The following is a 20,388-nucleotide window of genomic DNA, read 5'->3' as shown; positions in this document are numbered from 1 at the left end:
CGTGGCACCCTACGACGCCCTCTATCGCACCGTCCTGCGCCGGATCGACGCCGAGCAGGCGCACCGGGCCGCGTTCGCCCTCATCAGGGCCGCCGCCCGCGTCCCCGGGCTGCGGTCGGCCGTACGCGCCGCGTACGCGCCGCCGCACCCGGAGCTGCGGATCACCGCCCTCGGGCTCGACCTGCCGGGACCCTTCGGCCTGGCCGCCGGGTTCGACAAGAACGCGGTCGGCGTCGACGGCCTCGGCATGCTCGGCTTCGACCACGTCGAGGTCGGCACGGTCACCGGGCAGCCGCAGGCGGGCAACCCGCGCAAGCGCCTGTTCCGCCTCGTCGGCGACCGCGCGCTGCTCAACCGCATGGGGTTCAACAACGACGGGTCCGCCGCCGTCGCCGCGCGGCTGGCCCGCCGCGGCAGGCCGCGCGGCGGCCCCGCCGTGGGCGTCAACATCGGCAGGACCAAGGTGGTCGCCGACGACGCCGCGGTGGCCGACTACGTCACCTCGACCGAGCGGCTCGCCCGCCACGCCGACTACCTCGTGGTCAACGTCTCGTCGCCCAACACCCCCGGGCTGCGCGACCTCCAGGCCGCGAGCCGCCTGCGGCCCCTGCTGACCGCCGTCCGCGAGGCCGCCGACCGCTCCGTGCCGGACCGCCGGGTCCCGCTGCTGGTCAAGATCGCCCCCGACCTGGCCGACGAGGACATCGACGCCGTCGCGGACCTCGCCCTCGACCTGGGCCTCGACGGCATCATCGCCACCAACACCACCGTCTCCCGCGACGGCCTGCGCAGCCCCGCGGACGCCGTCGCCGCACTCGGCGCGGGAGGCATCTCGGGCGCCCCGCTGAAGGAACGCTCCCTCGCCGTCCTCGCGCGCCTGTACGCGCGCGTCGGCGGGCGCGTGACCCTTGTCGGCGTCGGCGGTGTCGAGAACGCGGACGACGCCTGGGCGCGCGTCCTGGCCGGCGCCACCCTCGTCCAGGGCTACAGCGGCTTCATCTACGCCGGTCCGGGATGGGCCCGCGCGATCAACGAGGGGCTCGCCCGGCACCTGGCCGCGAGCCCGTACGCCACACTCGCCGACGCCGTCGGCGCCGACGCCCGGAGGGCCGCCGCATGACCACCGCGCCCGAACCCTTCGGCGCCCGGCTGCGCCGCGCCATGGACACGCGCGGCCCGCTGTGCGTCGGCATCGACCCGCACGCCGCGCTCCTGGCCGACTGGGGGCTCGGCGACGACGTGGCCGGTCTCGAACGCTTCACGCACACCGTCGTGGAGGCGCTGGCCGACCGGGTCGCCGTCCTGAAGCCGCAGAGCGCCTTCTTCGAACGCTTCGGCTCCCGCGGCATCGCCGTGCTGGAGCGCGCGGTCGCCGACGCGCGCGACGCCGGGGCGCTCGTCCTGATGGACGCCAAGCGCGGCGACATCGGCTCGACGATGGCCGCGTACGCCGCCGCGTTCCTCGGCCCCGGCGCGCCCCTGCGCTCCGACGCGGTCACCCTCAGCCCGTACCTCGGCTTCGGCGCCCTGCGCCCCGCGCTCGACCTGGCCGCCGCGACGGGCTCCGGCGTCTTCGTGCTCGCGCTGACGTCCAACCCGGAGGGCCCCGAGGTCCAGTCGGCCGTCACCGCCGACGGGACACCGCTCGGCCGCCACGTCCTCGACCGGCTGCGCGCGGAGAACGCGGGCGCCGTGCCGCTCGGCTCGTACGGCGCCGTCGTCGGCGCGACACTCGCCGCCGGGCCGGGCGGTGGACCCGGCGGCCTGGCGATCAACGGGCCGCTCCTCGCCCCCGGCATCGGCGCCCAGGGCGCGACCGCCGCCGACCTGCCGCGCGTCTTCGGCGACGCGGTGGGCGACGTCCTGCCGAGCGTCAGCCGGGGCGTGCTGCGGCACGGTCCAGGCGTCGCCGCGCTGCGGGACGCGGCCGCCAGGGAGGCCGGGGAGATCGCGCAGTTCACGGGCGCGGGGGCGTAGCGGGACGCGCGGCGGGGGCGGAAGGGTCGCACGGTCGTGCGCATATGTCGGAAATGTCGCCAAGACCTCACAGCTGACCAGGACTTTTTGTCGATTACCGCTGACTAAACGCCGTGAGCCCCGCTAGTCTCCACCGAGAGCGGGGCTGCCGAGCGCGTTGTTCGTTGCCCCGCCGGTGCGGTGCCGTTAGGTTCCTCACCGTTCCTTGTTCCGTATCCGACAGTTCGACAACCGAGGTGACGTAGGCGTGGCTCTTCCGCCCCTTACCCCTGAACAGCGCGCAGCCGCGCTTGAGAAGGCCGCCGCGGCTCGCCGGGAGCGCGCCGAGGTCAAGAATCGGCTCAAGCACTCCGGTGCCTCGCTGCACGAGGTCATCAAGCAGGGCCAGGAGAACGATGTCATCGGCAAGATGAAGGTCAGCGCCCTCCTGGAGTCGATGCCTGGCGTCGGCAAGGTCCGCGCGCGGCAGATCATGGAGCGGCTCGGCATCTCCGAGAGCCGCCGGGTCCGCGGTCTCGGCTCCAACCAGATCGCCGCGCTGGAGCGCGAGTTCGGCACCGGTGCCGCCTGAGGTTTTCCCGCTCCGCCGGGAACCGGGATAATCACCGTATGACCGATCGTCCGCGGCTGACCGTGCTCTCCGGCCCCTCCGGGGTCGGCAAGAGCACGGTCGTCGCCCATCTGCGCAAGGCCCACCCCGAGCTGTGGCTGTCCGTCTCGGCCACCACCCGCAGGCCACGGCCCGGGGAACGGCACGGCGTCCAGTACTACTTCGTGGACGACGGGGAGTTCGACAAGCTGGTCGCCAACGGCGAACTCCTCGAATGGGCGGAGTTCGCGGGCAACCGCTACGGCACGCCCCGCCGCGCCGTGCTCGAACGGCTGGAGCGCGGCGAGCCGGTGCTCCTGGAGATCGACCTCCAGGGCGCGCGGCAGGTCCGCGCCTCGATGCCGGACGCGCGCCTCGTCTTCCTCGCCCCGCCCAGCTGGGACGAGCTGGTCCGCCGCCTCACCGGCCGCGGCACCGAGCCCCCCGAGGTGATCGAACGGCGGCTCGCAGTCGCCCGCACCGAGCTGGCCGCCGAGACCGAGTTCGACGTCACACTCGTGAACACCTCGGTCGAGGCGGTCGCGGCCGAGCTGCTAGCCTTGATTCGTTAGGCCACAACCAGGGAAAGGCGACGCGTGTCCTCCTCCATGACCACGCCCGAGGGCATCATCAACCCGCCGATCGACGAGCTGCTTGAGGCCACCGACTCGAAGTACAGCCTGGTGATCTACGCGGCCAAGCGCGCGCGGCAGATCAACGCCTACTACTCCCAGCTCGGTGAAGGGCTGCTGGAGTACGTCGGGCCGCTCGTGGACACGCACGTGCACGAGAAGCCGCTGTCCATCGCGCTGCGCGAGATCAACGCGGGTCTGCTCACCTCCGAGGCCGTCGAAGGCGCCACCGACTGAGGTGGCACCGGGGCGTGCCCGCCCCAAGCAGTTCGTCCCGGGCCCGGCGGCCCTGTGTGCCGCCGGGCCCCAGGCATGCCGTGCCACGGCGCGTGCCCGTCGTGTCGTGTACCGCAGCGAGCAGTGAAGGTGCCGGAGATGGATCAGCCCAGCGTCGTCCTCGGAGTGGGCGGCGGGATCGCGGCGTACAAGGCGTGCGAGCTGCTGCGGCGGTTCACCGAGTCGGGGCACGCCGTCCGGGTCGTGCCCACGGCGGCCGCTCTGCGGTTCGTCGGCGCCCCCACCTGGTCGGCGCTGTCCGGCGCCCCGGTGGCCACCGAGGTGTGGGACGACGTGCACGAGGTGCCGCACGTCCGCATCGGCAAGGCCGCGGACCTCGTCGTCGTCGCCCCGGCCACCGCGGACGTGCTCTCCCGCGCCGCCACCGGCCGCGCCGACGACCTGCTGACCAATGTGCTGCTCACCGCGCGCTGCCCGGTCGTCTTCGCACCCGCGATGCACACCGAGATGTGGGAGCACCCCGCGACCCGCGAGAACGTCGCGACCCTCCGCGCGCGCGGCGCCGTCGTCATCGAGCCGGCCGAGGGCCGCCTCACCGGCGCCGACACCGGCAAGGGCCGCCTCCCGGACCCGGAGGCGATCTTCGCCGTCTGCCGCCGCGTGCTGGCGCGCGGCACCGCGCCGGTGCCCGCCGACCTGGCCGGACGGCACGTCGTGATCAGCGCGGGCGGCACCCGCGAGCCCCTCGATCCGGTGCGCTACCTCGGCAACCGCTCCTCCGGCAAGCAGGGCTACGCGCTCGCCCGCACCGCCGTCGCGCGCGGCGCCCGCGTCACCCTGGTCGCCGCGAACACCGCCCTGCCCGACCCCGCGGGCGCCCGGGTCGTCCCGGTCGGCAGCGCGGCCGAGCTGGAGAAGGCGGTCCGGGAGGCGGCGGCCGACGCCGACGCCGTCGTGATGGCCGCCGCGGTGGCCGATTTCCGGCCCGCCGTCCGGGCCGGGCAGAAGATCAAGAAGCGCGACGGCGTCGATCCCGAGCCCCTCGCCCTGGTACGCAATCCGGACATCCTCGCGGGGCTCGCCGCCGGCCGCCCGGCGGGCCAGGTGGTCGCCGGGTTCGCCGCCGAGACCGAGGACGTCCTGGCCAACGGACGGGCCAAGCTCGCCCGCAAGGGCTGCGACCTGCTGGTCGTCAACCGCGTCGGCGACGGCCTCGCCTTCGGCACCGAGGAGAACGAGGCCGTGATCGTCGAGGCGGGCGGCACCGAGACCCCGGTGCCCCACGGGCCCAAGGAGGAGCTGGCCGACCGCGTGTGGGACGCCGTCGTGCGCCTTCTCCCGCCCGCTGGCACGGCCCGCTGACCCCGCCCGTCCGTCCCCCGCGTGCCCGCCCACCGGACCGGCTGTCTCGAACCGCGGTCGTTCCCTTCCGGTGAGCGCACCGCGACGGATACTGTACGGACACCGCACGGTGCCGGTCGAGCCTTCGGGTCACGCCGGACACCCGCCGGTTAGACTGACGCCGACCGGGCGCTCGCCACGGGCGGTCGTCAGCCATTCCAGTCAGCAGCCGCTGCAACCCAGGGAGCGATGTGTCCCGCCGTCTGTTCACCTCGGAATCCGTGACCGAGGGTCACCCCGACAAGATCGCCGACCAGATCAGCGACACCATCCTCGACGCCCTGCTCCGCGAGGACCCCACCTCGCGCGTCGCCGTCGAGACGATGATCACCACGGGCCTGGTGCACGTGGCGGGTGAGGTCACCACCCAGGCGTACGCGGACATCGCGACGCTGGTGCGCGGCCGCATCCTGGAGATCGGCTACGACTCGTCGAAGAAGGGCTTCGACGGCGCCTCCTGCGGCGTCTCGGTGTCCATCGGCTCGCAGTCGCCGGACATCGCGCAGGGTGTGGACACGGCCTACGAGTCCCGGGTCGAGGGCGACGAGGACGAGCTGGACCGGCAGGGCGCGGGCGACCAGGGCCTGATGTTCGGCTACGCCTGCGACGAGACCCCCGAGCTGATGCCGCTGCCGATCCGGCTGGCGCACCGGCTGTCGCACCGCCTCTCCGAGGTCCGCAAGAACGGGACCATCCCCTACCTGCGCCCCGACGGCAAGACGCAGGTCACCATCGAGTACGACGGCGACAAGGCCGTCCGCCTCGACACCGTGGTCGTCTCCAGCCAGCACGCCTCGGACATCGACCTCGACTCCCTCCTGGCGCCCGACATCCAGGAGTTCGTGGTCGAGCCCGAGCTGAAGGCCCTGATCGGCGACGGCATCAAGCTCGACACCGAGGGCTACCGCCTGCTGGTGAACCCCACCGGCCGCTTCGAGATCGGCGGCCCGATGGGCGACGCGGGCCTCACCGGCCGCAAGATCATCATCGACACGTACGGCGGCATGGCCCGCCACGGCGGCGGCGCGTTCTCCGGCAAGGACCCGTCGAAGGTGGACCGGTCCGCCGCCTACGCGATGCGCTGGGTGGCGAAGAACGTGGTGGCCGCCGGGCTCGCCTCCCGCTGCGAGGTGCAGGTCGCCTACGCGATCGGCAAGGCCGAGCCGGTCGGCCTGTTCGTGGAGACCTTCGGCACGGCGACCGTCCCGGTGGAGAAGATCGAGCAGGCCATCACCGAGGTCTTCGACCTGCGGCCCGCCGCGATCATCCGCGACCTCGACCTGCTGCGCCCGATCTACGCCCAGACCGCCGCGTACGGCCACTTCGGCCGCGAGCTGCCGGACTTCACCTGGGAGCGCACCGACCGCGTGGACGCCCTGCGGGCCGTCACCGGGCTCTGACGACGCCGACGGCCCCCCGGCCCCGGGACGCGGGGCGGGGGGCCTGTCCGACCCATCTGCTGTACTGGACGCCGTGAGTCAGGAAGCCGGCGCCCCCCCGGGCGGTGAACAGCTCGCCCTCGTCAGGGCGGCGGGCCGCCGCGGCGGGGAGCCGAAGGCCAGGCCCCGCACCTGGCGCGGCGCCGCTCCGGCCGAGCGGCTGCCGGTCGCCCGGGTCCTCGTGGACAAGGGCCTGGTGCACCTCGACCACCTCTTCGACTACACCGTCCCGGCCGCCATGGACGCCGACGCGCAGCCGGGCGTCCGCGTCCGGGTCCGCTTCGGCGCCGGGCAGCGCGACGGCCGCCGCGAGGGCGGGCGGCTGATCAACGGCTTCATCGTCGAGCGCCGCGAGAGCAGCGACTTCCCCGGCGTCCTCGCCCCCCTCGCGCAGGTGCTCTCCACCGAACCGGTCCTCGGCCCCGGTCTGCTGCGGCTGTGCCGCGCGGTCGCCGACCGGTACGCGGGGTCGCTCGCCGACGTGGTGCAGCTCGCCGTCCCCCCGCGCATGGCCAGGGCGGAGCGCGCCGCCTCCCCGCCCGCCCCGGCGCCGCCCCCGGCCCCTGAGCCCGGGACGTGGACCCGTTACCCCCGCGCCGCCGGATACCTCGCCTCGCTCGCGACGGGCGGCGCCCCCCGCGCCGTCTGGACCGCCCTGCCGGGACCGCACTGGCCCGACGAGCTGGCGCGCGTCCTCGCGACGGCGCTCGCCGCCGGGCGCGGCGCCCTCGCCGTCCTCCCCGACGGCCGCGCCGCCGCCCGCGCCGACGCCGCCCTCACCGCCCTCACCGGCCCCGGCCACCACGTCCTGCTCACCGCCGACGCGGGCCCCGAGGCGCGCTACCGGCGCTGGCTCGCCGTCCGCCGGGGCGCCGTACGCTGCGTCGTCGGCACGCGCGCGGCGATGTTCGCGCCCGTCGCGGACCTCGGCCTCGTCGCCCTCTGGGACGACGGGGACGCCGCGCACCACGACATCAACGCGCCGCAGCCGCACGCCAGGGAGGTCCTGAAGCTCCGCGCCGCGCAGGAGGGCGCCGGGCTCCTCCTCGGCGGCCACGCGCACACCGCCGAGGCCGCCCAGCTCGTCGAGTCCGGCTGGGCCGGGCCGCTGGCCGCCGCGCGGGAGACGGTGCGGGCCGTCGCGCCGCTGGTCCGCACGGTCGGCGACGGCGACGAGGCACGCGACCCGGCGGCCCGTACGGCGCGCCTGCCCAGCCTGGCGTGGCAGGCGCTGCGCGACGGGCTCGCCGACGGCCCGGTGCTCGTGCAGGTGCCGCGCCGGGGGTACGCGCCCCGGCTCGCGTGCGACCGCTGCCGTACGCCCGCCCGCTGCGACCGCTGCCACGGACCGCTCGCCTCGGGCGGGGCCGCCGAGGCGCTGGGCTGCGCCTGGTGCGGCACCCCGGTGCCGGACTGGCACTGCGCCGAGTGCGGCGGCGTACGGCTGCGCGCGGTCGTCATCGGCGCGCGGCGCACCGCCGAGGAGCTGGGCCGGGCGTTCCCCGCCGTGCCCGTGCGCACCTCGGGCCGCGACCACGTGCTCGACACCGTCCCCGACCGGCCCGCGCTGGTCGTCAGCACACCGGGCGCCGAGCCCGTCCCCGAGGGGCCCGGCTACACGGCGGCGCTCCTGCTCGACGGCTGGGCGCTGCTCGGCAGGCAGGACCTGCGGGCGGGGGAGGAGGCGCTGCGGCTGTGGCTGAACGCCGCCGCGCTCGTACGGCCGCGCGCGGAGGGCGGGACGGTCGTCGTCCTCGGCGAGCCGGTGCTGCGGCCGGTGCAGGCGCTGGTGCGCTGGGACCCGGCCGGGTTCGCGCTGCGCGAGCTGGCCGACCGCGCGGCCCTCGGCTTCCCGCCGGTCTCCCGGATGGCGGCGGTCAGCGGGACGCCGGACGCGGTCGCGGGCCTGCTCGCGGCGACCGGGCTGCCGCCGGACGCCGAGGTGCTGGGGCCGGTGCCGCTGCCCGTCGTCCCGCCGGGCCGCCCGCGCCGCACCGGCGACCCGCCGCCGGGGGAGCGGTGGGAACGGGCGCTGGTCCGCGTGCCGCCCGGCGGGGGAGGGGCGCTGGCCGCGGCGCTGAAGGCGGCCCGTGCCGCCCGGCTGGCCAGGCGCGACGCCGCCGTGGCGCGCGTGGTGATCGACCCGCGCGACATCGGCTGACACGAGCCCGCCTACGATGGCCGGATGCCTTCCGCACTCGTCATCGGCTACGACCCGCAGGCGGTACCCGGTGTGGACGGGGCGGCGCTGCGCGCGGCCCTCGACGCGGAACTGGCGCGCTTCGCGACGCACGGCATCGAAGCGGCCATGGCGCTGGTGGTGTACGACGAGGCGGCCGAGCCCGCCGTCGTCGCCTCGCTGACCGAGCGGCCCTGGGACGTGGTGGTGATCGGCGGCGGCATCCGCAAGGCGGAGCAGCTGCTGCCGCTCTTCGAGCTGATCGTCAACCTCGTCCGCCGCCACGCGCCCCGGGCCGCCATCGCGTTCAACACGAGCGGCGGCGACAGCGTCGAGGCGGCGCGGCGCTGGCTCTGACGCACCGCCGCGCGGGTCGCGCACGACCCGCGCGGCAGGCTGCTCCCGGCACCTCCGGGGTACGGGTCAGGCGTTGCGCTGGCCGGGGAAGACCCCGGCCCTGCTGTCGCCGCTCACCGGCTGGCCCGGCCGTCCGGCCACCGGGCGCGCCTGCGGCACACCGGGCGACAGCTGCTCGGTCCGCCCGCCCTCGCGCGCGGGGCCCTGCACCTGCCCCTGCGCGGGGGCGCGACGCGCGCCGTAGCGGCGGTGCACCGCCTGTTTGGTCACCCCGAGCGCCGAGCCCACGGCGTCCCAGGAGAACCCGAGCGAACGGTCGAAGTCCACCGCGGCCGTGACCAGGGCCTCCACGCTGTCGCGGAGTTCCTGCGCGAGCCGGACCGTCGGGGCCGGGGCGCGGCCGTAGACGACGAACCCGGCGGACGGGCCGGTGCGGCGGGGGCGGTAGACATTGCCCAGCTGTGCGGTGAGCGTACGCAGCGCGTCAACCTGTCGGCGCACCCGCTCGATGTCCCGCACCAGCAGGTGCAGACTGGCCCGTGCCTGAGCGTCGGGGGTGGCGTTGTCGGCCATGAACAAGCCTCTCGAACCGGTGTCTAGGGGAAGGAACGGGCCTGACCGGGCCCGTCTCGGTCAATCTCCTTTGACCAACGCGCCATGCGTGCAGGAGTCACGCAAAGGGCGCGCTTCGTCAACCCCGTGAGGTCCGCGCCGCGTGCGCGTCCCCCGCCCGGACGGCCGGGAGGCGCGCCGGGGAACGGACATAGACTGGTCCGCCGGCCGTTCGGCCGCCACCAGGAAAGTCCCGTGCCCGCAGGCCGTTTCCGCTGTACGAGAGGTCGCACATCCCGATGAGGCTCGTCTTCGCCGGTACCCCCGAGGTCGCCGTCCCCGCCCTGGACGCCCTGCTCGCGTCGGACCGCCACGAGGTCGCCGCCGTCGTCACCCGTCCGGACGCACCGGCGGGCCGCGGCCGCCGCCTGGTCGCCAGCCCGGTCGCCGAGCGCGCCGCCGAGGCCGGGATCGAGATCCTGCGCCCGCAGCGCCCCCGCGACCCCGACTTCCAGGAGCGGCTGCGCGCCATCGCGCCCGACTGCTGCCCGGTCGTCGCGTACGGCGCGCTGCTGCCCAAGCCGGCCCTCGGCATCCCCCGGCACGGCTGGGTCAACCTGCACTTCTCGCTGCTCCCCGCCTGGCGCGGCGCCGCCCCCGTGCAGCACGCCGTCATGGCCGGTGACGAGGTGACCGGCGCCAGCACGTTCCTCATCGAGGAGGGGCTCGACTCTGGTCCGGTCTTCGGCGTCCTCACCGAGGAGATCCGCCCCCAGGACACCAGCGGCGACCTGCTCACCCGCCTGGCGCTCGCGGGCGCGGGACTGCTCGCCGCGACCATGGACGGCATCGAGGACGGCACCCTCCAGGCCGTGCCGCAGCCCACCGAGGGCGTCACCCTGGCGCCCAAGCTCACGGTCGACGACGCCGCCGTGGACTGGTCGGCGCCCGCCCTCGCGGTCCACCGCCGGGTGCGCGCCTGCACGCCCGCCCCCGGCGCGTGGACGACGTTCCGCGGCGAACGGCTCAAGCTGCGGCAGGTGACCCCCGCTCCCGACCGGGCGGGCGGGGCGCCAGGCGAGATCGAGGCGGGCAAACAGCACGTCCACGTCGGCACCGGCTCGCACGCCGTCGAGCTGGAGTGGGTGCAGCCCCAGGGCAAGAAGCCGATGCGCGCCGCCGACTGGGCGCGCGGCGTCCGCGTCGAGCCCGGCGAACGCCTCGGCGGCTGACCCCGGCAAGGCCCCCCACCGCCCGCACCGCCCCCACAGCCCGCGCCGTTCGTGTGGTCGTAGGCTTGACCATCCGAGCGGGACCAGCCCGCGCACCCACCGGAGTGACCCCTCACGTGAGCAGCCGGCAAAGCCGCCAGCCCAGGCCCTACCGCCGCCCCCGCCGCGACCCGGTCCGCATCCTCGCCTTCGACGCCCTGCGCGCCGTCGCCGAACGCGGCGCCTACGCCAACCTGGTGCTCCCGCCGCTGCTCGCGCGGGCGAAGGAGGAGGCGCCGGGCGACGGTGGCTTCGACGCGCGGGACGCCGCCCTGGCCACCGAGCTGGTCTACGGGACGCTGCGCCGCCAGGGCACGTACGACGCGGTCCTCGCCGCGTGCGTGGACCGGCCGCTGCGCGACGTGGACCCGCCCGTGCTGGACGTGCTGTCCCTGGGCGCCCACCAGCTGCTCGGCACCCGCATCCCGTCCCACGCCGCCGTCAGCGCCACCGTCGAACTGGCCCGCTGCGTCGTGGGTGACGGGCGCGCCAAGTTCGTCAACGCGGTGCTGCGCCGCGTCGCCGCGCACGACCTCGACGCCTGGCTCGACCGCGTCGCGCCGCCGTACGACGACGACCCGGAGGCCCACCTCGCGCTCGTCCACGCCCACCCGCGCTGGGTCGTCTCCGCTCTGTGGGACGCGCTCGGCGGCGGCCGGGAGGAGATCGAGGCGCTGCTCGCGGCCGACAACGAGCGGCCGCTCGTCACCCTGGCGGCCCGCCCCGGCCGCAGCACCGTGGACGAGCTGCTGAAGGAGCCGAGCGCCGAACCCGGCAGCTGGTCCCCGTACGCCGTGCGGCTCGCGGACGGCGGGGAGCCGGGCGCGCTGCCCGCCGTGCACGAGGGGCGGGCCGGGGTGCAGGACGAGGGCAGCCAGCTCGTCGCCCTCGCGCTCGCCAACGCGCCGCTGACCGGCCCCGACACCCGCTGGCTCGACGGCTGCGCGGGCCCCGGCGGCAAGGCCGCGCTGCTCGCCGCGCTGGCGGCCGAACGGGGCGCCGCCCTGGTCGCCGCGGAGCGGCAGCCGCACCGCGCCCGCCTCGTCGCGCGCGCCCTGGCGGGCAACCCGGGCCCCTACCAGGTCGTCACGGCCGACAGCACCCGTCCCGCGTGGCGGCCCGGCTCGTTCGACCGCGTCCTCGTGGACGTCCCGTGCACCGGCCTCGGGGCCCTGCGGCGGCGCCCCGAGTCGCGCTGGCGCCGCCGTCCCGAGGACATCGACGGACTCGTCGCCGTCCAGCGGCGCCTGCTGCGCGAGGCCCTGGCCGCCGTCAGGCCGGGCGGCGTCGTCGGCTACGCGACCTGCTCGCCGCACCTGGCCGAGACCCGGTTCGTCGTGTCCGACGTGCTGGACGAGCCCGGCGGTACGGCGGCCGAACGCATCGACGCCCGGCCGGTGCTGCCCGGCGTCCCCGGCCTCGGCGAGGGCCCGGACATCCAGCTGTGGCCCCACCGCCACGGCACCGACGCGATGCACCTGACCCTGCTGCGCCGCACCGCGTGATCACCCGGCGCCGGAAGGCCGCGCACTGCGGGGATACTTGGCCCATGGCACAGATCAACCCCAGCTTGCTGTCCGCCGACTTCGCCAGGCTCGCCGAGGAGGCCGAGGCCGTCCGGGGCGCCGACTGGCTCCACGTCGACGTCATGGACAACCACTTCGTCCCCAACCTCACGCTCGGCGTCCCGGTCGTCGAGGCCCTGGCCAAGGCCACCGACATCCCGCTGGACTGCCACCTGATGATCGAGGAGCCCGACCGCTGGGCCCCGGCGTTCGTGGAGGCGGGCGCCGGGTCCGTCACCTTCCACGCCGAGGCCGCCGCGGCGCCGGTGCGGCTCGCCAGGGAGATCCGCGCCAAGGGCGCGCGCGCCTCGCTGGCACTGCGGCCCGCCACCCCGATCGAGCCGTACGAGGACCTGCTGCCCGAGCTGGACATGGTGCTGATCATGACGGTCGAGCCGGGGTTCGGCGGGCAGGCGTTCCTCGACGTCATGCTGCCGAAGATCCGCCGCACCCGGCAGCTCATCGAGCGCCACGGACTGCCGCTGTGGCTCCAGGTGGACGGCGGCGTCTCGGCCACGACCATCGAGCGCTGCGCCGAGGCGGGCGCGGACGTCTTCGTCGCCGGGTCGGCCGTCTACGGCGCCGACGACCCGGCCGCCGCCGTCGGCGCGCTGCGGCGCCAGGCCGAGGAGGCGGCCGCACGGGCCACCGGGGGGTGAACGGCGGACGTCGATCCGGCAGCGCGCCGCCCCCGCCGCGCCCGGTACGGACCAGGCGCTCCCCGGATCTGCGAGGATGAGGAAACGGTGTGTGAGCGGGGACACGGGAGCGGAGGACAGTGAGGTGAGTGCGGTGCCGACCGGGAGGTCAGCCCCACGGATGGGGCCCGCCGAACTGATGCAGGCGGCGGCCATGGCACGCCGCTTCTATCTGGAGGGCAAGTCGAAGATCCAGATCGCCGACGAGTTCGGCGTGAGCCGGTTCAAGGTGGCGCGGGTCCTCGAATCGGCCGTGGAGCACGACCTGGTCCGCATCGAGATCCGGGTCCCCGCCGAGCTGGACGCGGAGCGCTCCGACGCCCTGCGCGCCCGTTACGGCCTGCGGCACGTCGTCGTCGCCGAGTCCCAGGCCGAGACCGCGGACGACACCCCCGACCCCGAGCACCTCGGGGAGGTGGCGGCGGAGCTGCTCGGCGAACTGGTCAGCGAGGGCGACGTCCTCGGCCTCGCCTGGGGCCGCTCCACCATCCACATGGCGCAGGCGCTGCGCTCGCTGCCGCCCTGCACGGTCGTGCAGCTGACGGGTGTGTACGACGCGGGCACCGCCGAGCGTGGCTCCGTCGAGGCGGTGCGCCGCGCGGCGGCGGTCTCCGGGGGCGAGGCGCACCCGATCTACGCGCCGATGCTGCTGCCCGACACGACCACGGCGGCGGCGCTGCGGCGGCAGACCGGGATCGCGTCGGCGTTCGAGTACTTCGACAAGGTCACCATCGCGGCCGTGTCCATCGGCTCCTGGGAGCCGGGCGTCTCCACGGTCCTCGACATGCTGGGCGACGACGAGCGGCGGCACTACGCGTCGCTCGGCATCGCCGCGGAGATGTCCGCGCACCTCTTCGCGGCGGACGGCCGCCGCATCGGCCGGGACCTCGGCGAGCGCTGCATCACCGTCGAGGCGGAGCGGTTGCGCCGGATACCCGAGGTCGTCGCGATCGCCGGGGGCCGGCGCAAGGCGGACGCGATCGGCGCCGTGCTGCGTTCCGGCCTGGTGACCAGCCTGGTCACCGACATCACCGCGGCCGACCGGCTGCTGGCCCAGCCGCCCGGCCGCCGCCCGGCGCTGGAACGCGTGGACCCCGACGCGGCCTAGGGTCCCGCTCCGGGGGGCGTCCTGTGCGCGACGCGCTTCGCTGTGCTGCCGCATCGCCCCCCGTACGGCCGCTGCGAGGACGGTCCGGTGCCGGGCGCTCGCACGCACCTGAGGGGGCGTGGGGGAAGACGAGCCCCGGAGTCCGTCCTCCGGATCTCGTCGGGCCGGACCGCGTTGTCGGATGCGTCGCAGCGTCGCGGATCCCACTCGGCCCGCGTACGCGCGATGTGACGGCACAGCAACTGCTGCCCTGGCCGAAGGGGCCGTGGCCGGGCGCCTGTCGTGCCAGGGGCCGGATCACGTCGTGAGCCGTTCGGCGGCGGGACGGCGATCGCCGCGGCGGTCGGGGACCGCGCGCCCCGCCCCGCCGCGCACAGCCGGCCCGGCGGTCGCGGTGCCCGGCCCCTGAGACCGCCGTAAGCCGTGGACCCGCGGCAGGCGTCGGCGCAGGACCGGCCCAGGTCGACTGCCGGGCCGCAATGCTGTTGCGCCGCGTGCCGGGGGCCACTGCGGAGTGTGGCGCGGACCCGCCACCGCCCTTCCCCCGCGCACGCCCGGCCAAGGGCACCCACTGGCGGCCCGCCGCAGTGACGCCGCGCCGCTGAGGGTACGGCGCACACGCCGCGGCCCCCGCCTCTCGCACGGGACCGGCCCGGGTCAATTACCGGGCCGCCCCAACGGCGTTGCGCTGCGTACGACTGCCGCTGCGGGGCGTGCGGCGCGGCACAGGCGGGCACTACCCCGTACCCCGCCTCCCGGGAAGAGAAGACCCGCAGGAGACCCCCGCAGGGCGGATCCCCGCAGCAGCGCAGGCAACGCCCGCGCAAACCAGGCGCGGGGAGGCCAGGCGGGCCGCCCCGGCCGCAAGGACAAGTGCTCCGGAGAACACCCGGTGGGGGTGCCGCCGCGCGGCGCTCGGGGGGTCCCGGTTCTCGACACAGCGTGCTTCGGCTTCGCTTGCCACGGCCGTGCGCACCGCCGCGGCGGCGCCTCAGCCTGCGTGCGCGGGCACCGTCCGGTGCTCGGCGAGGACCGGCTCGATGATCTCCTCGGCCACCCGGTGCGCGGCGGATGCCGGGAGGGGCAGCGTCAGGCTCAGCACGATGTGGCCGAACCCGGCGTCCACCAGCTCCCGCACGGTCGCGCGCGTCCGCTCGGGGTCGGCCCAGAACACATGGGTCTGGACCGAGCGCACGATGTCCTCCGGCGGCCTGCCGATGTCCGCGCAGTGCCGGTCGAGCACGGCCGCGCGCTCCCGGAGGAACGCGACGTCGTTGTGCGGCGGGCCCGGCGCGTTCCACACGTCGGCGTGCTCGGCGGCCACCCGGAGCGTACGGGTGCCCGTGCCGCCGACGAGCAGCGGCAGGTGCCGGGCGGGGCGCGGCTCGCAGTGGCCACCGGCGAGCCGGTAGTACGCGCCGTCGAAGTCCACCCGCTCCTCGGTCCACAGGCGCCGCAGGATCGCGCAGGACTCGGCGAGCCTGGCGACGCCCTCGGCGGGACCCACCGGCGTGATGCCGTACGCCGCGTACTCGTCCACCGCCGCGTTCTTCGCCGGAACGCCGCCGCTGCCGCCGTCCGCCCGCCGGGTCGCCCCGACGCCGAGGCCGACGGTCAGCCGCCCGCCCGCGATCACGTCGACGGTCGCGGCCATCTTGGCCAGCAGCGCGGGCGGCCTGACCCGGTTGCCCGAGACGAGGAGGCCGAGGCCGAGCCGCTCGGTGCGCGCGGCGAGCGCCGACAGCAGCGTCCAGCCCTCCAGCACCGGGCCGTCCGCCGGGCCGAACATCGGCACCAGGTGGTCCCAGAGCCAGGCGTGCTCGATGGACGGCACACGGTCGGCCTCGCGCCACACGCGCACGATGTCCTCGTACCCGATGTGCGCCGGGGTGGTCTTGATGCCGAAGCTGAGCCGGCGGGGGTGTGCCTGTGTACCGCTCATGTCGCTGCGCCTTTCCGTCCCCTGGTCGCGCCGGCCGCCGTTCCACCGGCCGCCGATGCCTACCCGGCGCGTCCACGGGCCAGACTCACCCGAACGGGCGATGACGGCCGGCGCCCCCTCCGCCCGGCCGGTCCCGAATCGGCCATATCAACCGTTCGTCCGTCTGTACGGTCATCGGTGATAATGGCCTAGGAGCCGCAGCTCCCCACCCGCCAGAACGAACCAGCAGCAGGTGAGAGCGAGCATGAAGTTCCTGAACGACTCCGCACCCCCGTACGACCTGACCTACGACGACGTGTTCATGGTCCCGCGCCGCTCCGCGGTCGGCTCCCGCCTCGCCGTGGACCTCGCCACCCCGGACGGCACCGGCACCACCATCCCGCTCGTCGTCGCGAACATGACGGCCGTCGCGGGCCGCCGGATGGCCGAGACGGTCGCCCGGCGCGGCGGACTGGCCGTGATTCCCCAGGACATCCCGCTCGACGTGGTCACCGAGGTCATCGGCTGGATCAAGCGGCGCCACCTCGTCCTGGACACCCCCATCACCCTCGCGCCGACGCAGACGGTCGGCGACGCGCTCGCCCTGCTGCCGAAGCGGGCGCACGGCGCGGGCGTCGTCGTCTCCGCCGAGCGGCCGGTGGGCATCGTCACCGAGTCGGACCTGACCGGCGTGGACCGCTTCACGCAGCTCGGCGAGGTCATGTCGAAGGATCTCCTCGTCATCGACGCGGCGCTCGACCCGCGCGAGGCGTTCGGCATCCTGGACGCCGCGCACCGCAAGATCGCCCCCGCCGTCGGCCCCGACGGCCGCCTCGTCGGCATCCTCAGCCGCAAGGGCGCCCTGCGCGCCACGCTCTACACGCCCGCCACCGACGCGGGCGGGCGGCTGCGCGTCGCCGCCGCCGTCGGGATCAACGGGGACGTCGCCGGGCGTGCCGAGGCGCTGCTCGCGGCCGGGGTGGACACCCTGGTCGTGGACACGGCGCACGGCCACCAGGAGTCGATGATCTCCACGCTGCGCGGCGTCCGCGCCCTCGACCCGGCGGTCCCGGTCGTCGCGGGCAACGTCGTGTCGGCCGAGGGGACGCGCGACCTGATCGAGGCGGGCGCCGACATCGTCAAGGTCGGCGTGGGCCCCGGCGCGATGTGCACGACGCGGATGATGACCGGCGTCGGCCGCCCGCAGTTCTCGGCGGTGCTCGAGTGCGCCGCCGAGGCGCGGCGGCACGGCAAGCACGTCTGGGCCGACGGCGGCGTGCGGCACCCGCGCGACGTGGCGATGGCCCTCGCGGCGGGCGCGTCCAACGTGATGATCGGCTCCTGGCTCGCTGGGACCCACGAGTCGCCCGGCGACCTCCAGCAGGCGGCGGACGGGCGGCTGTACAAGGAGAGCTTCGGCATGGCGTCGGCGCGCGCCGTGCGCAACCGCACCAGCGACGAGTCGGCGTACGACCGGGCGCGCAAGGGCCTGTTCGAGGAGGGCATCTCGACCTCCCGCATGTTCCTCGACCCCGCGCGGCCCGGCGTCGAGGACCTGATCGACTCGATCGTGGCGGGCGTCCGCTCCTCGTGCACCTACGCGGGGGCGGCGACGCTGGAGGAGTTCGCCGAGCGGGCCGTCATCGGCGTGCAGAGCGCGGCGGGCTTCGCGGAGGGCAAGCCGCTGCACGCCAGCTGGCAGTGACCCCCCGCCGGTGAACACCAGGGCCGCGCCCGGTACTTCCGTGCCGCGCGTGGCCCGTGGTGTGCTGGAGCGCATGGACGGAAACCAGCGCCCCGGGTACGGCGGGACCGGCCCGGGCGCCATCACACCGGACGGCTGCGCCGTCGACATGTACCTCCGCGTCGCGCCCGGCGACGAGCCGGACGTGATCGCGTCGGCCGTGCCGCCCGGCGCGACGCTCCTCGAACTGGGCTGCGGCGTCGGCCGGATCACCCACCCGCTGGTGGAACGCGGCTTCACCGTCACGGCGGTGGACGAGTCACCCGAGATGCTGGCCCACGTGCGCGGCGCCAGGACCGTGCGCTCCGCCATCGAGACGCTCGACCTGGGGGAGGAGCGCTTCGACGCCGTCGTCCTCGGCTCCTTCCTCGTCCACAACGGCGACCCCGCCGTGCGGCGCGGCATGCTGCGGACCTGCCGCCGGTACGCGGCGGAGGGCGGCTGCGTGCTGATCCAGCGCGAGGGCGCGGACTGGCACCTGGACGTGCCGCGCGAGCGCCGCACCGGCGACGGGCTCGTCCGGGTCGCCGCGGCGGACCCGGCGGGCCCCGCCCTGTCATCGGTCCGGGTGGAGTACGAGTTCCCCGACGCGACGTGGACGCAGACCTTCCTGTCCTACCGCTGGACCGACGAAGGGCTCGAACGGGCGCTGGCCGAGGCGGGGTTGGCGCTCGACCGGTACCTCGCGCCCGACCGCACCTGGCTGCGGGCGCGCCCGGCCGCCTGAGCGCGGCACGGCCCCGGGGGGAGGGGGCGTACCCGGTCGCGACAGCAACGGCGGTCCTGCGTACGGCGGTTGCGCGGAGTACGGCACCGGTGCCGCGCGCCCGGAGTTCTACGCGAGTCCAACTGTTGTGCACGTCCAAGGGGTTGAGCATCGGGTTACCGCCCCGTAGCTTCGGAGTCCGGAAGCGCGGCCCGTTGCAGCGGGCCGTCCCGACTCCCGGAGGTCCCCCCATGCGCGTACGCCGCCGGCTCGTCACCGCTCTCACGACCGCACTCCTCTCCCTCGGGGCCGTCGCCGCCTCGACCGGTCCCGCGACCGCCGCCCCCGCCGACAAGCCGCAGGTGCTGTCCGGCTTCACCCAGACCAGCGCGGCCAGCTACAACTCCTGGCTCTCCGCCAGGGGCAGCCAGTCGTCCTGGGCGTCCTACGCCTTCGACTGGAGCACCGACTACTGCTCCACCTCGCCGGACAACCCGTTCGGCTTCCCCTTTGAGGTGTCATGCGCACGACATGACTTCGGCTACCGGAACTACAAGGCGCTCGGCACCTTCGACGCCAACAAGTCCCGGCTCGACAGCGCCTTCTACGCCGACCTCCAGCGGGTCTGCGACCGCTACTCGGGAGCGACCGGCACCGCCTGCGACGGCCTCGCCTGGACGTACTACCAGGCGGTCCGCGCCTTCGGGTGACGCGGGTACGGGGGCCGGCGCGGACGACCGCCGGCCCCCGCTGCCGTCAGCCCGCCACCCGGCGGCCGTCGTCCGCCGCGCTCCGGTCGGACGCGACCGGGGCCCCGCCGCGCGACCCGGTGCCCAGGACGCCCGCCGCCAGCCCGAAGACCGCCACCCCCGCCGTGACCACCGCGAACGAGGCGCGCAGCGAGGCCAGATCGCCGATCATCCCCATGAGCGTGGGAGCGATCAGCCCGGTCGTGTAGGTCACCGTGGCCACACCGGCGATGGCCTGGCTCGGGTTCGGTCCGCTGCGCCCGGCGGCGGCGAAGGCCAGCGGCACGACCACCGCGATCCCGATGCCCAGCAGCGCGAAACCGGCCGTGCCCTGCACCGGGTTCCGGGCGGTGACGATCAACAGCCCGCCGGTGACCGCCAGTACGCCGCTGAAGCGCACCGTGCGCACGGCGCCCATCCGCCGTACCGCCGCGTCCCCGGCCAGCCGCGCCAGGGCCATCGTGCAGGCGAACGCGGTGAAGCTCGCCGCCGCGATCGTCTCCGACGCGTCGGTGATGTCCCGCAGGTAGATGCCGGACCAGTCCATGCTGGCGCCCTCGGCGAGGATGGCGCACATCCCGACGGCCCCGATGAGCAGGGCGGAACGCGGCGGCAGGGCGAAGCGCGGCGGGGGCTCCTCGTCCGGCGCCGGGCGTGTGTCCAGCAGGCTCCGGCACGCCAGGGGCACGGCCACCGTCAGCAGGAGTGCCACGAGCGGCAGGTGGACGCGCGCGTCGAGACCGGCGTGCACGGCGCCGACGCCGACGGCTGAGCCGAGCAGGGCGCCCACGCTCCACAGGCCGTGCAGTCCTGACATGATCGACCGGCCGAAGCGCTGCTCGACCTCGACGCCCTGCGCGTTCATCGCCACGTCGGCCATGCCGGCGGTCGCGCCGAAGGCGAACAGGGCCAGGCAGAGCACCGGCATGTTCGGCGCGAGCGCCGGGAGGGTGAGGGAGCAGGTCCACAGGGCGAGCAGCGCGCGGACCGCTGCCCGTGCGCCGAAGCGGTGCATGACGCTGCTGGCCAGCGGCATCGCGAGGGCGGCGCCGACGGCGGGGAAGGCCAGGGCGAGGCCCAGGGCGGCGGTGCTCAGGTCCAGCTGGTCCTTGAGCCAGGGGAGGCGGGTGGCGAAGCTGCCGCTGACGGAGCCGTGGAGGGTGAACACGACGCCGACGGCCAGCCGGGCACGGCGTATCCGGTCCCGGTCGGGCGCGGCGAGGGGCTGCGACATGAGGCGTTCGACTCTCTCGTGAGGGCGCG

General features: G+C 75.5%; 19 protein-coding genes. 16 read left to right on the top strand and 3 right to left on the bottom strand.

Features of this window, described 5'->3' with window-relative positions; all coding sequences use genetic code 11:
• Position 1 precedes the first annotated feature (1 nt).
• From ACIBPC_RS12605 to ACIBPC_RS12565, 9 genes are all read left to right on the top strand, one after another.
• On the top strand, positions 2–1,120 hold the full coding sequence (locus ACIBPC_RS12605; RefSeq protein ID WP_398843576.1) for a quinone-dependent dihydroorotate dehydrogenase: 1,119 nt from the start codon (positions 2–4) through the stop codon (positions 1,118–1,120).
• Positions 1,117–1,977 (top strand): orotidine-5'-phosphate decarboxylase, encoded by an 861-nt coding sequence (pyrF, locus tag ACIBPC_RS12600; protein WP_398843573.1) that lies wholly within the window; start codon positions 1,117–1,119, stop codon positions 1,975–1,977. The genes ACIBPC_RS12605 and pyrF overlap by 4 nt, the downstream gene beginning before the upstream one ends.
• A gap of 247 nt (positions 1,978–2,224) precedes the next feature.
• Entirely contained in the window at positions 2,225–2,548 is a 324-nt protein-coding gene (locus ACIBPC_RS12595) for an integration host factor (RefSeq protein ID WP_362958712.1), read from the top strand.
• 38 nt (positions 2,549–2,586) lie between these two features.
• Positions 2,587–3,138: a guanylate kinase gene (gene gmk, locus ACIBPC_RS12590; protein WP_398843570.1), complete on the top strand. Its 552-nt coding sequence runs from the start codon at positions 2,587–2,589 to the stop codon at positions 3,136–3,138.
• Between the two features lie 24 nt (positions 3,139–3,162).
• Complete coding sequence (rpoZ, locus tag ACIBPC_RS12585) at positions 3,163–3,435, top strand: DNA-directed RNA polymerase subunit omega (RefSeq protein WP_052850834.1); 273 nt, start codon at positions 3,163–3,165, stop codon at positions 3,433–3,435.
• A 138-nt stretch (positions 3,436–3,573) separates the two neighbouring features.
• Positions 3,574–4,797 carry a bifunctional phosphopantothenoylcysteine decarboxylase/phosphopantothenate--cysteine ligase CoaBC gene (gene coaBC / locus ACIBPC_RS12580; protein ID WP_362958719.1) on the top strand — a complete coding sequence of 408 codons (1,224 nt, stop codon included), beginning with the start codon at positions 3,574–3,576 and terminating at the stop codon, positions 4,795–4,797.
• 230 nt (positions 4,798–5,027) lie between these two features.
• Entirely contained in the window at positions 5,028–6,236 is a 1,209-nt protein-coding gene (gene metK, locus ACIBPC_RS12575) for a methionine adenosyltransferase (RefSeq protein WP_362958721.1), read from the top strand.
• Between the two features lie 73 nt (positions 6,237–6,309).
• The gene (locus tag ACIBPC_RS12570) at positions 6,310–8,436 is read left to right on the top strand and encodes a primosomal protein N' (RefSeq protein ID WP_398843566.1); all 2,127 of its coding nucleotides are present in this window, start codon (positions 6,310–6,312) and stop codon (positions 8,434–8,436) included.
• Between the two features lie 24 nt (positions 8,437–8,460).
• On the top strand, positions 8,461–8,811 hold the full coding sequence (locus ACIBPC_RS12565; RefSeq protein WP_398843564.1) for a hypothetical protein: 351 nt from the start codon (positions 8,461–8,463) through the stop codon (positions 8,809–8,811).
• 66 nt (positions 8,812–8,877) lie between these two features.
• Here the strand turns inward: ACIBPC_RS12565 and ACIBPC_RS12560 are convergent, their stop codons facing one another.
• Positions 8,878–9,384: a hypothetical protein gene (locus tag ACIBPC_RS12560; RefSeq protein ID WP_362958727.1), complete on the bottom strand. Its 507-nt coding sequence runs from the start codon at positions 9,382–9,384 to the stop codon at positions 8,878–8,880.
• 278 nt (positions 9,385–9,662) lie between these two features.
• On the opposite strand from ACIBPC_RS12560, the gene fmt reads away from it, so the two are divergent.
• The 4 genes from fmt (at position 9,663) to ACIBPC_RS12540 (ending at position 14,005) form a co-directional block, all read left to right on the top strand.
• Positions 9,663–10,595 carry a methionyl-tRNA formyltransferase gene (gene fmt, locus ACIBPC_RS12555; RefSeq protein WP_362958730.1) on the top strand — a complete coding sequence of 311 codons (933 nt, stop codon included), beginning with the start codon at positions 9,663–9,665 and terminating at the stop codon, positions 10,593–10,595.
• Positions 10,596–10,711: 116 nt separating this feature from the next.
• The gene (locus ACIBPC_RS12550; RefSeq protein ID WP_398843560.1) at positions 10,712–12,139 is read left to right on the top strand and encodes an RsmB/NOP family class I SAM-dependent RNA methyltransferase; all 1,428 of its coding nucleotides are present in this window, start codon (positions 10,712–10,714) and stop codon (positions 12,137–12,139) included.
• 44 nt (positions 12,140–12,183) lie between these two features.
• Complete coding sequence (gene rpe / locus ACIBPC_RS12545) at positions 12,184–12,858, top strand: ribulose-phosphate 3-epimerase (protein ID WP_398843559.1); 675 nt, start codon at positions 12,184–12,186, stop codon at positions 12,856–12,858.
• Positions 12,859–13,018: 160 nt separating this feature from the next.
• On the top strand, positions 13,019–14,005 hold the full coding sequence (locus ACIBPC_RS12540; RefSeq protein WP_362958738.1) for a sugar-binding domain-containing protein: 987 nt from the start codon (positions 13,019–13,021) through the stop codon (positions 14,003–14,005).
• Positions 14,006–14,996: 991 nt separating this feature from the next.
• On the opposite strand, the gene ACIBPC_RS12535 is transcribed toward ACIBPC_RS12540, so the two are convergent.
• On the bottom strand, positions 14,997–15,947 hold the full coding sequence (locus ACIBPC_RS12535) for an LLM class flavin-dependent oxidoreductase (protein WP_398843556.1): 951 nt from the start codon (positions 15,945–15,947) through the stop codon (positions 14,997–14,999).
• A gap of 244 nt (positions 15,948–16,191) precedes the next feature.
• Here ACIBPC_RS12535 and ACIBPC_RS12530 point away from each other — a divergent pair, with 244 nt between their 5' ends.
• The 3 genes from ACIBPC_RS12530 to ACIBPC_RS12520 all read left to right on the top strand — a co-directional run bounded on the left by ACIBPC_RS12530 (position 16,192) and on the right by ACIBPC_RS12520 (position 19,086).
• Entirely contained in the window at positions 16,192–17,631 is a 1,440-nt protein-coding gene (locus ACIBPC_RS12530) for a GuaB1 family IMP dehydrogenase-related protein (protein ID WP_398843552.1), read from the top strand.
• A 73-nt stretch (positions 17,632–17,704) separates the two neighbouring features.
• Positions 17,705–18,397: a class I SAM-dependent methyltransferase gene (locus ACIBPC_RS12525; protein ID WP_398844354.1), complete on the top strand. Its 693-nt coding sequence runs from the start codon at positions 17,705–17,707 to the stop codon at positions 18,395–18,397.
• A gap of 230 nt (positions 18,398–18,627) precedes the next feature.
• Complete coding sequence (locus ACIBPC_RS12520; protein WP_362958748.1) at positions 18,628–19,086, top strand: phospholipase A2; 459 nt, start codon at positions 18,628–18,630, stop codon at positions 19,084–19,086.
• Positions 19,087–19,132: 46 nt separating this feature from the next.
• On the opposite strand, the gene ACIBPC_RS12515 is transcribed toward ACIBPC_RS12520, so the two are convergent.
• Entirely contained in the window at positions 19,133–20,359 is a 1,227-nt protein-coding gene (locus tag ACIBPC_RS12515) for an MFS transporter (protein WP_398843549.1), read from the bottom strand.
• Positions 20,360–20,388: the final 29 nt, after the last annotated feature.

The sequence above is a fragment of the Streptomyces sp. NPDC049879 genome (assembly GCF_044461265.1).
Classification (GTDB): domain Bacteria; phylum Actinomycetota; class Actinomycetes; order Streptomycetales; family Streptomycetaceae; genus Streptomyces.
Note: the sequence above shows the minus strand (reverse complement) of the source record. Positions and strands in the feature narration are given on the sequence as shown.